Here is a 14,703-nt window from a genome sequence, read left to right on the forward strand (position 1 = left end):
AGGGTCCTCTCGTGCTCGGTTCGGAAGACGGTACGTCGGGTGACGGTCCGTCGGTCGGCGGTATGTCAGATGCCGGAAGAGCGCCCGGCGGTCTGTCAGATCCCCTGCGGGAAGTCGAAGACCCGGTCCGGGTCGTACTGGCGCTTGATCTGCCGCAGCCGGTCCAGGTTGGGGCCGAAGTAGGCGGACTGGGCGCCGGGCAGGTCGGGGTCGGTGAAGTTGACGTAGCTGGCGTCCCGGGCGAACTCGCCCATCGCGTCGTGCAGTTCGGTCAGCCAGTCCAGGTTGGCCTGCCGGACCTCGGCGCTGTCCTCGGTGCTCCAGGAGGTGTCCATCGAGACCAGGAAGAGCACGTCCCGGTGCGGGAAGGCGGTCTCGGTGGCCGGGATCTTGTTGATCGCGCCGCCCCAGGTGAAGAGCGCGATGCCGGCGCCGTCCGGGTTGGCGCTGCCCGGCCACCTGGCCAGGGCGGTCAGCGCGGTGTGCACGGCCTCCTCGGAGAGCGGCTCGCTGACCGTCCTGGTGCGGACCGCGAACGGGTCACCCGAGGTCTCGTGGTGCAGGAAGTCCTTGGCCTCCCAGTAGCTCCGGTCCTCGATCTCGGCCCGGTCCGGCACCACGGTGTCCAGGACGGGGGCCAGGAGCGTCCGCAACTCCGAGGCGGGGCCCAGGTACTGACCGATCACCGAGACCACTCCGTCATCTCCGGACGAGCGGTTGACGCCGATCCGGGCGGAGAACTCGTTCGGGGCGCCCTGCATGATCAGCTGCATCACCGGCAGCACCGTGGCCGCGTCGGTCAGCGGCCAGATCAGCAGGCAGGTGGAGCTGGCGACGGTCGGCCTGGCCTGGAAGGTGAAGGAGGTGTTGACTCCGAAGTTGCCGCCACCGCCGCCCCGGCAGGCCCAGAACAGGTCCGAGTTCTCGTGCTCGTTGCAGGTCACCAGGGTGCCGTCGGCGAGCACCAGGTCGGTCTCCACCAGGGCGTCGCAGGTGAGGCCGAAGGCCCGGGAGACCGCGGCCACACCCCCGCCGAGGGTGAGGCCGCCGATCCCGACGTCGTTCGAGTTGCCGAGCGGCACCGCCAGGTCGTGGCGCTGGAGTTCGGCGTACAGCTGGCCGGCCCGGACCCCGCCGCCGACCCGGACCAGCTCGGAGCCGCGGTCCACCGTGATCGCGTCCAGTCCGTGCAGGTCGAGCACCAGACCGGTGGTGACGGCCTGGCCGGCGTAGCTGTGACCGCCGCCCCTGGCCACCACCGGCAGCCCCTGCGAGCGGGCCCAGGCGATCCCCCGGGCCACGTCCGCCACACTGGCCACCGAGAGCACCCCGGCCGCCGTGATCCCCGCGTAGCGCTTGTTGAAGGCGCTGCTGTTCTCCTCGAAGCCGGGCTCTCCCGGCCGGCTGACCCGGCCGTCCACCTGGCTGCGCAGGCTCTCCCAGTCGATACTCATCGCACTGCCTCCTGCTTCTGACGTTCCGTCACTTCCGACAGGTAGGAGGTTCCGGACTCGGCGTGCGGGCCGTAGCGCTCCCATTCCTCGCGCAGCAGCAGTTCGCCGTCCGCGCCTTCCTCCGGGGTGTTCGTCGAATGCCCCGCGATCACTTCTCCGCCGGTCAGCACCATGGTGTAGGCGAGCCGCAGCGTGCCGTCCTCACTGCAGGTGCCGGCCACGCTCCCCCGGCGGACCGGTCCGCCGGCGAAGTCCGCCCAGACCAGGTCGTCCCGCTGGTGGTAGACCGCCACCACCCCGTCGGTCGATTCGAGCTTCCGGAACTGGCGTCCGTCGTAATCAATCCTCATTTGTCCACGTCCAACAGCCCTGCAGGCATCTCCAGCACCGCACTCACGTCCTTTCGTTCCAGCGGATCTGCGTCCAGCTCAACTGCGTTCAGTGCAATCCGGAGGCGTTCGGTGACGCCCTCCCGGTCCTCGGCCTGGGAGACCACGAAGGAGTGCCTGGCCAGGTAGCCGCCGGGCGGCAGCCGCAGCTCGGTGCCCGGGTCGACCATCGGCGCGGCGGTCACCAGGCCTGGCAGGCCGGTCGGCACCCGCACCTCGCGGACGGTGACGTCCTCGGTCGGGTAGCCGAACCGGATGCCGGCCACCTCGTGCCGGGTGAAGGCGATGTCCGGGCGGATCCCGGTGGCGGCCTCCACCAGCACCTCACCGACGTCGATCCCGGTGGCGATCCGGCCCAGGAAGGGGATCAGGTCCCCGCCCAGCCGGCCGTTGATCTCGATGATCACCGGGCCGTAACTGGTCAGCTTGACCTCGGCGTGGGTCATCCCGTTCTCGACGTTCAGCACCTCGTGCGCCTTGGCCAGCACGTCCAGCAGCTCCTGGTCCCGGAGCAGCGGGTCGGCGGCGTCCACGACGTGGCCGATCTCCTCGAAGTACGGGTGGTGTCCGGTCTCCTTGCGGGCGATGAACATCGCCCGGTACTCGCCCTGGTGCACCACACCGTCGATGCTGATCTCGGGTCCGACGGCGTAGCCCTCGACGATCGCCCCGCCGCGGAACGGCTCGTCGCCGACCAGGCTGGCGTTCGAGGCGACCAGGTACGCCTGGTCCAACTGGGCCTCGTCCTCGGCGAGTACCACGCCCATCGAGGCACCCAGGGCCCGCGGCTTGACCACCACGGGGTAGCCGATCCGCTCGGCCACCGCCCGGGCCTGCTCCAGGGTGTCGGTCAACTCGAAGCCGGGCTGCGGGAGTCCGGCGGCGGAGAGCAGCGAGCGGGTCCGGTGCTTGTCCCGGCAGCCCTGCACACCCTCGAGCCCGAGACCCGGGACCCCGAACTCGGCGGCCAGCTCGGCGGCCGGCATCACCAGCGGCTCGTCGTAGCAGGCCACCCCGACCACCGTCCGGCGGCCGGCGATCTCCCGGGCCGCGTCCCGCAGTTGCTCGTGGTCGAAGACGTTGACCACGGTGATCTCGTCGAAGTACTCCTGCTGCCAGGTGGGCTTGAGGTTGTTGACCAGCACCAGCTTGAGGCCGAGTTCACCCGCCCGCCGGGCGGCGGACTCGATGATGTACTCGCGGTAGAGTTTGAGCCCGCTGCCGATCACCAGCAGCACTCGGTCGTCGCCGGTCATTTCGCTTCATCTCCAAGGTGGTTGGTGTCGTCGAGAGCCGCCACGATGCGGTCGGCGACCAGCGGGGCGGTACGGAAGCCGTCGCCGCCGCTGGCGGTACGGGCCCAGGTCTTCGGGCCGAGCTGGATCAGGTGGGCGGCGCCGGTGCCGGCATCCACCAGGTAGTGGCAGCGCTTGACCGCCATCACCGTGTAGCGCTTCGGGTCGGTCAGGATCGGCTCGGACAGCACCTGCTCGGCCCAGCGGAGCTCTTCGGCGGGGCTGCCGTCGGCGGCCAGGTCGGCCTCCCGGCAGACGGTGGCCGAGCTCGCCTTGAGCAGCGTCCCCTCACCGGGCGGCAGCAGCCAGGCGGTGCCTTCGGAGCCGATCCGGCCGATGCCGGGGGTCCGCTCCCAGACCGCTGCCAGGTCCTCCGGTGGCTTGAGGTAGACCAGGGTCTGACGGTGCAGCAGCATCGGCAGGTCGACCAGGTTCTTCGACCAGGGGCCGGTGGCGATCAGCGTCAGGTCGGACTCCAGGGTCTCCGCGTCGGGCAGGTGCACCTCGCCGGTCTCCGGGTCCACCGCCTTGACCTCCTGCCAGGGGCGGAGCGTGACGTTGGGCTGCTCGGCCAGCCAGCGGACCACTGCCGCCAGGGCGTGGTCGGCGAGCAGGACGCCTCCCTGGTGCTCCAGCACGCCGACCGAGTCGGCGGGGAACCGCACGTGCGGGAAGTCGGCGGTGTCCATCAGGGTGACCGGGAGACCGGCGTCGGCCGCGGCTGCGGTCACCTGGTCGATCCCGGCGGCCGGCCAGGCGGAGAGCATGCCGACCTGGCGGTAGAACTTGGTACCCAGCAGGGCTTCCATGGCCAGCCACCTGCGGTGTGCGACCGCGGTGCGCCTGGTTCCCGCCAGGTCGTCCGGGTCCAGTGCCCGGACTGCGCGGTGCTGGTCGAAGGAGGTGGAGCCCGGGTTGGGGATCGCCCCCCGGTCCAGCACGGTGACCCGGTGACCGGCCAGCGAGGCCCGTACCGCCGTCAGCAGTCCGGTCACCCCCGCCCCGACCACCAGCACCCGACGCGCTTCGGTAGCCATCTCAGACCGCCCCACCGGTGAGCCGGGGCAGGACCTTCGGGGTGATCTCGGTGGTCTCGTCCCGCAGCCGGACGGCGGTGTCGTCCAGGGCCGCGGCGGCCAGGTCGATCAGGATCGGGGCGGCGCCGCGCAGGACCGCCTCCACCTGGTGGCAGAAGTCACCGGCGAGCTCGGCGGTCACCTCCCAGCGGTCCAGCCGGCCGAGCTGCTCGGCCAGCGTCTCGGCCGCACGGCCGAGGCTGAAGGCGGGCAACTGGTAGGTGGCGGCGAAGCGTTGGGTGATCCGGTCGGCGGCGAAGCGGGAGGCTGCGGAGACCGGCAGGGTCTGTCCGGCCCACCGCTCGACCTTGGCGGCCACCCGGTTCCACGGCTGGATCAGCCGGGCTCCGGTGACGGCCTCCAGGGCGCCCCAGCCGAAGTTGGTGCGCTGGTTCTCCGGGCTGGTGGCGGCCAGGTGGAACCGGCCGACGTCCCGGGGCAGCCGGTCCGCCAGGTCCTGGCCCCAGACCAGGTGACCCCGGCTGGTGGAGAACTTCTGGTGCTCCAGCTCGTAGAACTCGTTGGTGACGAACCCGGCCGGCAGGGCGTACCGGTCCCCCAGCGCCAGCAGCATGGCGGCACCGGCGATGGCGAACGGGAAGGTGTTGTCGAAGCCGAGGAAGTAGACCACCTCGGTCTCCGCCTCCGGCCACCAGAGCTGGTCGTCGGCGGTCAGCAGCTCGCCGCGCTTCTCGGCGCCGAGTGCGGTGGTGTAGATGGACCAGGCCATCGTCTCGGCGTTCGGGTTGATGGTCTGCCCGGCCACCTCGGGGAACGGGGCGGGGATGCCCCAGGAGATCGGGTAGGTGATCGGGAGGTCGGGCAGCGGGCCGGCCAGGATCTCCTGCACGGCCTGCGCCATGTGCGGGCGGAGCGCGGCCCCGCTGCTCGCGAAGTACTCCTTCAGCTGTGCTCGGTACTCCTCCAACGGCAGGACCAGGACCGGGACTTCACGCATCTCGACGACGGCGTCGGGATACTCGGTGGAGTGTGGGTCGATCAGGTCGCCGGCCGCCGACGAGTGACCGCAGCTCTCGCAGAGACCTGCGCAGCCCTCGGTCAGGCAGACCGGGCAACCGCCCTTCACGTAGCCGTCCACCAGGTACTCGCCGGTGCTCGGCAGATAGGGGAACCGGGTCGGCCGGAGCACGATCTTGCCTGCGGAGTGCAGCCGGCCGACGAAGTCCAGCACCAGCTTGGTGAACCGCTCCTCGTCCCGGCTGAAGCCGTCGACCTCGATGCCCATCGCGGTCAGGGTGGCCTCGATCCGGGCGGTCGAGTCGGCCACCAGGGCCTCGGGGGTGGTGCCCAGACGCCGGGCGGTGGTGACCACGAAGGTCGAGGTGTCCTGGGCGCCGGTGCCGAAGACCGTCTCGCGGCCGGCCGCCCGCTGGTAGCGGGTGTAGACGTCGGCGGCCAGGAAGGGCCCGGCGAGATGGCCGAGGTGCAGGTCTCCGTTGGCGGTCGGGGCGGGAGAGATCACCGCCACGCGCTTGCTCATGCGTTCTCCTTGTGGTGACGGGCCAGGAACAGGTCCGACATCTCGGTGTCCCACCAGATCCCGTAGTACTCGAAGTCCTCCGGGTGGTTGTTGACCACCTTGTGCGTGCAGCCGGGCGGGAGTCGGACGATGTCGCCGGCGATGAACTCGTGGTCGGTGCCGTCGACCACCAGGGTCGAGCGGCCCGCCATCGCGATGAAGATCTCGTACTCGTGGTGCGAGTGCGGGGTGGACTCCCCGCCGCCGCCGATCACGCACCAGGCGGCCTCGAAGGGGGCGTTGAGCGCGTCCCAGGGCTTCAGGGGGTCGCCGAGGATGCCGTAGGCGGGGGTCAGGTTGGCCCGGTCGAGGCGACGGATCTCCATCACAGGCTCCGCTCGGCCGCGACGGTGCGACGGTCCAGCAGGTCGGTGGTGATCTCGTGCGAGCGGTGTGCCAGCACGCTCAGCAGCGAGTCGGAGATGCCGTGGGTGGCCTCGTTGAAGCCCTGCAGGTAGAGCCCGGCGCGGGTGGAGTCGCCGAGGTCGACCCGGTAGCGGCGGTTGACCGCGATGTCCTCGATGCCGACCTGGCCGGCCAGGTGACGGACCATCGCGGGCATCCGCTGGTCGTAGCCGGTACCGAGCAGCACCAGGTCGCAGCGGATCTGGTCGGTCTTGCCGGTACGGCGGTCGCGCAGCTCCAGCACCACCTCGCCGTCCTCCTCGCGGGCCTCCAGCACCTCGGTCATCGACCGGACGGCGGAGCGCTGCGAGCCGGAGAGCTTCTGCTCGTAGAGCATCGAGTAGGTCTCGTCCAGGAACGGGGCGGCCAGTCCGGCGTAGTTGGTCAGCCGGATCTCCTCGAGGATCTGCTTCCGGGCCTCGACCGGGCTGTCGTGGAACTCGTTCACGAAGGAGGGGAAGAAGAGCTCGTTGACGAACTTGCTGGTCTGGTAGTTCTGCAGACCGATCGAACGGTGGATCAGGGTGGGCTGGCTGAGCGGCAGGTCCTTGTGCACGGCCATGAACATCTCGGCGGCGCTCTGCGCTGCGCCGATCACCACCACCCGGACCGGCCGGTCGATCGGGTACTGGGCGATCCGGGTGCTGTACGCGGTGCTGTGGATGACCCGGTCGGTGGGGAGGTGGGCGAACTCCTTGGGGACGTGGGCGTCCCGGCCGGTGCCGACCACCAGGTCCCGGGCGTCCACCGTGTCGCCGTTGGTGAGGGTGACCCGCCACCCGATCACGGTGCCGTCGTCGGCCCGCCGCGGGGCGACGCTCTGGCCCTTCGCGTTGTAGCGGATGCCCACGTGGTCCAGCGAGTTGGCGACCCACTGCAGGTACTCGGAGAGCTCCCGGCGGAAGGGGTTGAAGGTGCCGAGGTTGACGAACTCGTCGAGCCGGCCCTTGGCGTGCAGGAAGGAGAGGAAGGAGAACCGGCTCTGCGGGTTGCGCAGGGTCACCAGGTCCTTGACGAAGGAGACCTGGCTGCGGGCGAAGGGCAGCAGCAGGTTCCGCTGCCACTTCACGTCCGGGTACTGCTCCAGGATCAGGGTGTTGTTGGCGAGACCGGTGGAGCCGGACTCCTCGATCGCCACCGCCAGGGCCAGGTTGGACGGGCCGGCACCGATTGCCAGAACCTCGACCTCGTGGTTCGTCATTGCTATGCCACCTCGCTACTCGTCCTACCGCCCCTTCGAGCGAGTAGGTGTTCCGGCCCCGTTCTGGTGTTCGGCGCCGTTCGGTAGGACGAGTCAAGCGAGTGCGGCTGTTGATCGGCAGCCTTGTCCGGCAAGGCCGATCAAGCAGCGCCGGCGGTGAGTTGGTCGGCCGGACCGGACAACTGCCCGGCGGTGGGCTCCGGCCGCATCCTCGGGAAGGGCAGTTCCCGACGAGGCTGCAGGTTGTGGGCCGGATCGCGGTCCGAGACGAAGGCCCGGACCAGCGGGTCGACCCGGTACGTGCCCTGCCGTTCACCGGCTCCGAGCATCCCCGCATCGACCAACTCGTCGATCAATTCGTCCGCTCCGGCCGGGATTGATTCCTCGGCACGCAGCTCGGAATCGGCCCGCTTCGCCAGCAGATCGAGCAACTCGGCCGCCCGATCGCCCAGTTGGACATGGGCGGAGTTGAGTGACTCACGCATCGACAGGTCACCGACGCTCAGCCAGTCCAGCAGGGTCTCCGGGCAGTCCAGCCGGCTCGCCGCCCAGCGCAGCGAGATGTCAGGACGGGCGGCCAGCTTGCGGGTGGCGATGTCCAGCGCCAGCGGCAGATCGCCGCAGAGCTCGGCCAGCCGGTCCGCCCCGGCCGGGTCGGCCTGGGCCCGTTCGGGCAGCGCCCGGGCGATCAGCTCGACCGAGTCGGCCCGGGGCAGCGGCTCCAGCCTGATCCGCCGGACGTCGCGCAGGCCGAGCAGCGGGGTACGGCTCACCACGATGGTGGTGCTGGTCCCGCTGTCCGCCAGCAACGGCCTGATCTGCCGCTCGCAGTGCACGTTCTCCAGCAGCACCAGCACGCTGCGCCGGGCCAGCAGCGAGCGGAACAGCCCGGCCTGCTGGTCCGGTGCGGCCGGTATTCGCTCCGGCGGCACCCCGAGCGCGGACAGGAAGCCGCCGACCAGCTCCGACAGGTTGAAGGTGGCCTTGGTCAACGGGCCCAGGTCCGCGTAGAGCTGACCGTCCACCAGCCGGTCGGCCAGGTCGTACGCGTGCCGCAGCGCCAGCTCGCTCTTGCCGACCCCGACCCGCCCGCTGATCAGCACCGGGCTGCCGCCGGGCCCGCCGAGCCGGGCGAGCTCGGCCGCCCGGCCGACGAACCCCTGCGGGCGCAGCGGCAGTTGGGCCGGCCTCGGCATACCGGCTGCGGGCACTCCTGCCCCCGGCACCCGCTGCTCCGGCACCGACACCAGTGCCGACGCCGACGCCGGCGCCGGCGCCGACGGGCGCTGTTCGGCGGCCGGCTCGGTGAAGGACACCGCCGCACGCGGCCCGACCATCGGCACACCACCTCCCGCGGCGGCCACCATCCAGCGCCGCCGCCACTCCTCCCGATCGCCCCGGCAGGCCTCCACGTACCCCAACGCCACCTGCAGGGTGGGCAGTCGGTGTCCGTTGGCGGCGCTGGACAGCACCGAGGCGGAGTACATCGCGGTCCTGGCCATGTCCCGATAGGTCGGGTTGCCAGCCTTGGCACGCAGTCGACGGAGCCCGCTCGCGAACTCCGCGACCGCGCCGCCCGTCTCGTCCACCGGCTTCTCCGGCCTCCCCATGTTCTTCATCCCCTTTTGCTCACTCGCACACAGACGGCCTGTGTGCCGACGGAAATGCCCGGGGGAATGGGCGGCCGGTGTCTCCGGCCGGTCCACTCCCCCGGGTGTTACCTACGGAAAAGCACGGCGGGCCTTGGTGGCCGGTGTCTCCGGCCGCTCAACTCCTCCGTGCGTCGTGACTTCGTCAGACCGCGGGGTTTCCCCGCATGCCCACCCGGGCGCAGAGCGCGGCGATCAGGCCGAGCACCCCGCAGACCGCCCAGATCCCGTTCCCCAGCGTGCTCCAGGCGAAGACGCCCAGCGTGGGGCCGAGCGCCAGGCCGAGCCCGAAGGTGGCCTGGTGGGCGGCGATGTAACGGGTCTTCACCGCTGCGGGATAGGTGGCGGGGTGCGCGAACATGGTCGGTCCGCTGGTCATCACCCCGAACACGAACAGCACCGTGCAGGCGACGATCGTCACGCTGGAGCCGAACGGCAGGCCGTAGCCCGCCACCCCGAGACCCATCAGGGCGGTGCCGCCGGCCCCGGCGACGTACGGCTTCCAGCCCTTCACATAGCTGGTGATCTTCAGTTCGCAGAGGATCAGGATGACCGAGGAGGCCGTCAGCACCCCGCTGTACAGCGCGGCCGGGTGCCCCTCCTCGGTGATCTTCAGCGGCAGCGCCACCGTGTACTGGACGTAGATCAGCGAACCGAGCAGCACCGAGGCCAGAAAGGCCAGGTACCGCCCGTCCCGGAACAGCACGGCGTAGGCGCCGCGCCGCGACCCGGGCTCGTCCGTGGTCTTCTCCTCCTGCGGCGCGGCCACCTTGGGCAGCAGCGTCAGCGCGAGCAGCGCGTAGCCGAGCGCGGTGGCCGCGTCCAGGTAGAACAACAGGTCCCAGTCGACCAGGATCAGCCCGGCCGCGATCAGCGGGCTGAGCGCGGCGCCGCCGTTCATCGCTATCCGCATCATCGAGAAGCCCATCACCCGGTGCTCGTCCGGGATCAGGTCGCTGAGCAGCACCGCGGCGGCCGGCCGGTACGACTGGGTGGCCAGGCCCGCCAGGGCGATCGCCGCCAGCAGCAGCGCGAACCGGCCGGGCCCGGCCAGGGTCGGGACCAGCGCCAGGATCACCGCCGACGTGGACATCGCGCCGACGATGGTCGCCCTGGGCCCGAACCGCTGGGTCAGCTCACCCCCCAGGACGGTGCCGAGCACCGCACCCACGCTGTACGCGGTGAGGGCGAAACCCGCCTGGCCGACGGACAGTTCACGGGCCGTCAGGTAGAGCACCAGAAAGGTCTGGACGAACGCGCCCATCTGGTTGACGAGCACGCCCCCGAGCAGGTACCTGACCTCGGCGGGTGTCTCCCGCAGGGTGGCCAGGACACCCTGCGGGGCGTCCGTTCTCTTGGCGGTGCTGGTGGTAGTGGTCATCAGTCCTCGATCCCGGTTGGCTGTGCACGGTTCGGAAAGGTCCGGGCACCGAGGTGCTGCCCGGACCTCACCGCCCGTACGTTCCAGCTGAGGTGGGACTCGGCCGACTGTGCGGCCCGTTCAACCGCTCAGCGGTTGAAGCTGCTGTTCACCGCGCCGAAGTCCAGCGCGCCGGCCAGCTCGTCGTACGTGCCCTTGCCGAGCAGCTCGGCGGCGGCCCGCTGGGCCAGCGTGTAGGCGGCCTGCGCGACGGCGGTGCCGACGCTCACCCGGCGCACCCCGGCGGCCTCGAACTCGGCCACCGTCGGCGCACCCGGACCGGCCATCACGTTCACCGGCAGCGGCTGGCCCTGCACCAGCTCCGCGATCACCGCGAGGTCGAGCAGGCCCGGCACGAACAGGCTGTCCGCCCCGGCCTCGGCATAGACGGCCGCGCGGGCCAGCACGTCGGCCTGGCGGCCCTCCGGCTCGCCGATCCCGAACAGGAACACGTCGGTACGCAGGTTGATCACCAACTCCGGCAGACCGGCCTGCTCGGCCGCCTGCCGGGCCGCGCGGATCCGGGCCGCCTGCTCCTCGGCGGTGAACAGCGAGTAGTCCGGCTTGGAGTCCTCGAGGTTCACCCCGACCACTCCGGCGCCGATCACCGCGGTGATGGTGGCCGCCACGTCCTCGGGCGCGGGCCCGTACCCGGCCTCGATGTCGGCGGTCACCGGCAGCTCGACCGCGTCGACGATCCGAGCGACCGCCGCCACCATCTCGTCCCGGCTGAGCGCCTGCTGGTCCGGCCGGCCGGCCGACCAGGACACCCCGCCGCTGGTGGTGGCGATCGCCTTGGCACCGGCCTGGCCGATGAGCGCCGCGCTCCCGGCGTCCCAGGCGTTCGGCAGCACCAGGACACCGTCCTTGTGCAGCTCGCGGAGGAGGACGGCCTTGGCCTGCTGACTGTTCGTCATGACGCACCTTTCAGTAAGGGGGTTTTACCGGAATACTCCCTATTCGATCGAAGCACCGTCAACGGAACCGAACGGACTCCATCACGTCATCCACCAGCGACGTTCACCCCCTGACACTTCGTCAGACCGGGCTCGGGGACGGGCGCACACGACGGTCGCCAACGCCGAAGCGGCGTCTCCGGTGATGTGATCCGGAGACGCCGCTTCGGCGTTGGCGACGGGTGGTGCGGACGAGATGACGTGCTCAGCTGCGTGCTTCCTCCGGCACGAGCTCCACGGCGGCCGGAGCCTCCGGGGCACTCTCGACGGGGGCCCGCTTGATCCGCATCGACAGCAGCGCCGCGCCGACGCTGAGGACACCGGCGACGTACCAGGCCGGCGCGTAGTCACCGAAGCTGTCGCGGGTGACACCGGCCGCCGTGGCGGCGAACGCGGCACCCAGCTGGTGACAGGCGAAGACCCAGCCGAACACGATCCCGGCCGACATCCCGAAGTGCTCCCGGCAGAGCGCCACGGTCGGCGGCACGGTGGCGATGAAGTCCATGCCGTAGAAGATCACGAAGATCACCATGGGCCCGCTGATCTCCTCGCTGAACAGCGAGGGCAGCACCAGCAGCGACAGGCCGCGCAGCACGTAGTAGACGGCCAGCAGGATGCGCGAGTCGACCCGGTCGGAGAGCCAGCCGGAGAGGATGGTGCCGATCAGGTCGAAGATGCCGATCATGGCGAGCAGGCCGGCCGCGGTCACGGTCGGCATGCCGTGGTCGTGGGCGGCGGGGATGAAGTGGGTCGCGACCAGTCCGTTGGTGGTGGCGCCGCAGATCGCGAAGCCGACCGCGAGCAGCCAGAACGTCCGGGTCTTCGCGGCCTGCCTCAGCCCGTCGACGGCGAGCCTGGCGGCGCTGCCCGTGGGTGCCGCCGGCGGCACGATCTCGTCCCCGCCGTACGGCGGGATCCCCAGGTCGGCGGGGTGCTCGCGGAAGAACAGCAGGATCAGCGGCACCGTGGCGAGTGCCACCAGCGACACCACGATCGCGGCCGTCCGCCAGCCGCCCGAGGTCTCGGTCAGCGAGGCCACCAGCGGCAGGAAGATCAGCGAACCGGTCGCACCGCCGGCCGACAGGATGCCGGTGACCAGCCCCTGGCGCTTGACGAACCAGCGAGTGCCGATGGTCGCCACGAAACCGAGCGAGATGGATCCGGCGCCCAGGCCCACCAGCACGCCCCAGAGCAGCACCAGCTGCCACGCCGAGGTCATGAACACGGTCAGACCGCTGCCCAGCGCGATCAGGGTCATCGCACCGGCCGTCACCTTGCGGACGCCGAAGCGCTCCATCAGGGCCGCGGCGAACGGCGCGGTGACGCCGTACAGCGCGAGGTTGACCGACATGGCCAGTCCGATGGTGCCGGACGACCAACCGAACTCTTGTTTGAGCGGCTCCACCAGTGCACCCGGGGTGGCCCGGAAGCCCGCCGCGCCGACCAGCGCGACGAAACCGATGGCCGCAATCATCCATGGCCAGATCTGCTTGTTTCGAATCACCTGGCCAGAGTGCTCGCCCCGGTCGGGTTCCGGATAGCGCTGGTCCTCAACTCTGTCAGGTTCGGGCCATGGCCCGGCGGTGCGTGATCCCATGCTTCGCTCAGCTCCCAATCGTCAGTTTCTGCACGGACGTTGCTTGGTCGATGTCGGAGGTCCTGACGGACAGCGAGGCCACCCACTCACCCGCCAGCGGGAGTTGGGCGGTACCCGTCCAACGTCCGGTCCCCTCCGGTTGCAGGGCCACCGTCAGGGGCCCGATGTCCCGGGCGGGCAGGGTGAAGGTCAGCTCGATCTCCGCGACCTCCACCGGCTGTCCGCCCGCATCGTTCAGTGCCAGCCGGACGGTGTTGTTGCCGACCACCACCGGGGCGATGCCCACGGTCGCGGTGCCCTTGGCGTTCGCGGTCCGCCCACCGGTGTCGTACGGCAGCTTCAGCTCCACCCCCCGGCCGGGTGCGGCCGGCGCCACAGTGCTCTTCGGCAGGGCGGCGACCGCCTGGGCCACCCGTCCGGGCGGTGCGCTGGTGAGCAGCGTGGTCACCACCAGCACCGCCACCGCGACGGCCGCCTCCACCAGCACCGAGCGCCGCAGCCCGGACCGCGCGGCTGCGCCGTCCGCCGCCGGTTCGGTCCGCACCCGGGCGATCCACCGGCGCGAGAACCAGGCCGCCCCGAGCATCACCGCGACGCAGCCGATCTTGATCAGCAGCAACCGTCCGTACTCGGTGTCGACCAGGGCGCTCCAGGAGCCCACCCCGCGCCAGGACTGGTACACCCCGGTCAGCACCAGCACCGTCACGGCGCCGAACGCCACCCGGGAGAACCGCGCCACGCTCTCGGCCCCGACACCCTGCCGCAGCCCCGCCAGCAGGGTGGCCAGGCCGCCCAGCCAGGCCGCCATCGCGAGCAGGTGCAGGACGGCCGTCGGCAGCGACAGCCAGACCTGGATGCCGACCGCCGAGTGGTCGGTGCCGACCCAGGTCGCCGACAGCGCGACCGCCAGCAGCACCCCGGTCAGGCCCAGCCTGGAGCGGGCCCTTCGCGGTGCGGGCTCCTCACCGGGCTGGCCCAACTGCCCGACCAGCACCGCCAGATAGACCCCGCTCACGGCGAGCAGCAGCAGCCGGACCGCCAGCGCGGTGTAGATCCGCCCGTCCAGTGAGACGTGCGCGAGCGCCGGATCCGCGGCCTGCGCGATCTTGCTGCCCCGCTCGTACGGGCCGCGCAGCAGCAGCAGGACCACCGTCGCCACCAGCAGGCCGAGCCAGCCGGTGACCAGCAGTTGCTGCACCTGCTTGACCGCCGCCCCGGCCGGCCAGCAGACCAGCACGAACGCCACCGCTCCGGCCAGCAGCGCGAACGCGACGTACGCCGCCACCCGGCCGGTGTCGTACATGAACGAGATCAGGCCGTCCGTCTTGACGCCCTGGGTCGAGTCGGCGGGCACCACGGTGGCCGAGGGCGCCCCGATCGAGAACGTGAAAGCGCCGCTGACCGGGTGCGAGTCGTCCGAGACGGCCCGCCAGGCCACCGTGTAGGTGCCGTTGGCGAGACCGGTGTGCAGGGTGACCCGCGCGGTGTCGCCCTTGCCGTCGGCGCGTCCGGTGTCGCCCGCGTCCACCTGCTTCCCCGCCGGATCGAGGACCCGGACCGAGTCGGCGCTGAGCGTCACGCCTTCACTGAAGGTCAGCGTGACGGCGGACGGTGCGGACGGCACCACCGAGTTCTGCGCCGGGTCGGTCGAGACCAGTGCCGCGTGCGCGGCTGCGGTTCCCGCCCCTCCGAACAGCATGTAGATGATCGGCACCTCAATC

12 protein-coding genes are annotated in these 14,703 nt (G+C 71.0%); all 12 read right to left on the minus strand.

Annotated features, from left to right (window positions below; translation table 11 throughout):
• Positions 1-95: 95 nt before the first annotated feature.
• The 12 genes from ASC99_RS21925 to ASC99_RS21980 all read right to left on the minus strand — a co-directional run bounded on the left by ASC99_RS21925 (position 96) and on the right by ASC99_RS21980 (position 14,696).
• Positions 96-1,454: an FAD-binding oxidoreductase gene (locus tag ASC99_RS21925; protein ID WP_057234688.1), complete on the minus strand. Its 1,359-nt coding sequence runs from the start codon at positions 1,452-1,454 to the stop codon at positions 96-98.
• Positions 1,451-1,804: a hypothetical protein gene (locus ASC99_RS21930; RefSeq protein ID WP_057234690.1), complete on the minus strand. Its 354-nt coding sequence runs from the start codon at positions 1,802-1,804 to the stop codon at positions 1,451-1,453. The genes ASC99_RS21925 and ASC99_RS21930 overlap by 4 nt, the downstream gene beginning before the upstream one ends.
• A complete protein-coding gene (locus tag ASC99_RS21935; RefSeq protein ID WP_057234692.1) occupies positions 1,801-3,099 on the minus strand; it encodes an acetyl-CoA carboxylase biotin carboxylase subunit family protein in 1,299 nt (432 codons plus the stop codon). The genes ASC99_RS21930 and ASC99_RS21935 overlap by 4 nt, the downstream gene beginning before the upstream one ends.
• Positions 3,096-4,175, minus strand: coding sequence for an FAD-binding oxidoreductase (locus tag ASC99_RS21940; protein ID WP_200948372.1), 1,080 nt, complete (start codon positions 4,173-4,175; stop codon positions 3,096-3,098). Before ASC99_RS21940 ends, ASC99_RS21935 begins: the two co-directional genes overlap by 4 nt.
• 1 nt (position 4,176) lies before the next feature.
• Positions 4,177-5,715, minus strand: coding sequence for a class I tRNA ligase family protein (locus ASC99_RS21945; RefSeq protein ID WP_057234693.1), 1,539 nt, complete (start codon positions 5,713-5,715; stop codon positions 4,177-4,179).
• Entirely contained in the window at positions 5,712-6,080 is a 369-nt protein-coding gene (locus tag ASC99_RS21950; RefSeq protein WP_057234695.1) for a cupin domain-containing protein, read from the minus strand. Before ASC99_RS21950 ends, ASC99_RS21945 begins: the two co-directional genes overlap by 4 nt.
• Positions 6,080-7,360, minus strand: coding sequence for a SidA/IucD/PvdA family monooxygenase (locus tag ASC99_RS21955; protein ID WP_057234697.1), 1,281 nt, complete (start codon positions 7,358-7,360; stop codon positions 6,080-6,082). Before ASC99_RS21955 ends, ASC99_RS21950 begins: the two co-directional genes overlap by 1 nt.
• Before the next feature lie 140 nt (positions 7,361-7,500).
• Positions 7,501-8,979: an ATP-binding protein gene (locus ASC99_RS21960; RefSeq protein WP_235502709.1), complete on the minus strand. Its 1,479-nt coding sequence runs from the start codon at positions 8,977-8,979 to the stop codon at positions 7,501-7,503.
• Between the two features lie 175 nt (positions 8,980-9,154).
• Complete coding sequence (locus ASC99_RS21965; protein ID WP_057234699.1) at positions 9,155-10,390, minus strand: MFS transporter; 1,236 nt, start codon at positions 10,388-10,390, stop codon at positions 9,155-9,157.
• Positions 10,391-10,518: 128 nt separating this feature from the next.
• On the minus strand, positions 10,519-11,346 hold the full coding sequence (locus ASC99_RS21970; RefSeq protein WP_057234701.1) for an isocitrate lyase/phosphoenolpyruvate mutase family protein: 828 nt from the start codon (positions 11,344-11,346) through the stop codon (positions 10,519-10,521).
• A 244-nt stretch (positions 11,347-11,590) separates the two neighbouring features.
• Positions 11,591-12,889 carry an MFS transporter gene (locus ASC99_RS21975; protein WP_057234704.1) on the minus strand — a complete coding sequence of 433 codons (1,299 nt, stop codon included), beginning with the start codon at positions 12,887-12,889 and terminating at the stop codon, positions 11,591-11,593.
• A 100-nt stretch (positions 12,890-12,989) separates the two neighbouring features.
• Positions 12,990-14,696, minus strand: a complete 1,707-nt coding sequence (locus tag ASC99_RS21980) for a FixH family protein (RefSeq protein WP_235583092.1) — start codon at positions 14,694-14,696, stop codon at positions 12,990-12,992.
• Positions 14,697-14,703: the final 7 nt, after the last annotated feature.

Source organism: Kitasatospora sp. Root107 (genome assembly GCF_001424875.1).
Taxonomy (GTDB): domain Bacteria; phylum Actinomycetota; class Actinomycetes; order Streptomycetales; family Streptomycetaceae; genus Kitasatospora.

Bases quoted from the DNA above. Each gene is read 5' to 3' on its own strand.
- ASC99_RS21940 (WP_200948372.1), bottom strand. From the start codon at position 4,175: ATGGCTACCGAAGCGCGTCGGGTGCTGGTGGTCGGGGCGGGGGTGACC.
- ASC99_RS21945 (WP_057234693.1), bottom strand. From the start codon at position 5,715: ATGAGCAAGCGCGTGGCGGTGATCTCTCCCGCCCCGACCGCCAACGGA.
- ASC99_RS21965 (WP_057234699.1), bottom strand. From the start codon at position 10,390: ATGACCACTACCACCAGCACCGCCAAGAGAACGGACGCCCCGCAGGGT.
- ASC99_RS21950 (WP_057234695.1), bottom strand. From the start codon at position 6,080: ATGGAGATCCGTCGCCTCGACCGGGCCAACCTGACCCCCGCCTACGGC.
- ASC99_RS21930 (WP_057234690.1), bottom strand. From the start codon at position 1,804: ATGAGGATTGATTACGACGGACGCCAGTTCCGGAAGCTCGAATCGACC.
- ASC99_RS21970 (WP_057234701.1), bottom strand. From the start codon at position 11,346: ATGACGAACAGTCAGCAGGCCAAGGCCGTCCTCCTCCGCGAGCTGCAC.
- ASC99_RS21935 (WP_057234692.1), bottom strand. From the start codon at position 3,099: ATGACCGGCGACGACCGAGTGCTGCTGGTGATCGGCAGCGGGCTCAAA.
- ASC99_RS21925 (WP_057234688.1), bottom strand. From the start codon at position 1,454: ATGAGTATCGACTGGGAGAGCCTGCGCAGCCAGGTGGACGGCCGGGTC.
- ASC99_RS21955 (WP_057234697.1), bottom strand. From the start codon at position 7,360: ATGACGAACCACGAGGTCGAGGTTCTGGCAATCGGTGCCGGCCCGTCC.
- ASC99_RS21960 (WP_235502709.1), bottom strand. From the start codon at position 8,979: ATGAAGAACATGGGGAGGCCGGAGAAGCCGGTGGACGAGACGGGCGGC.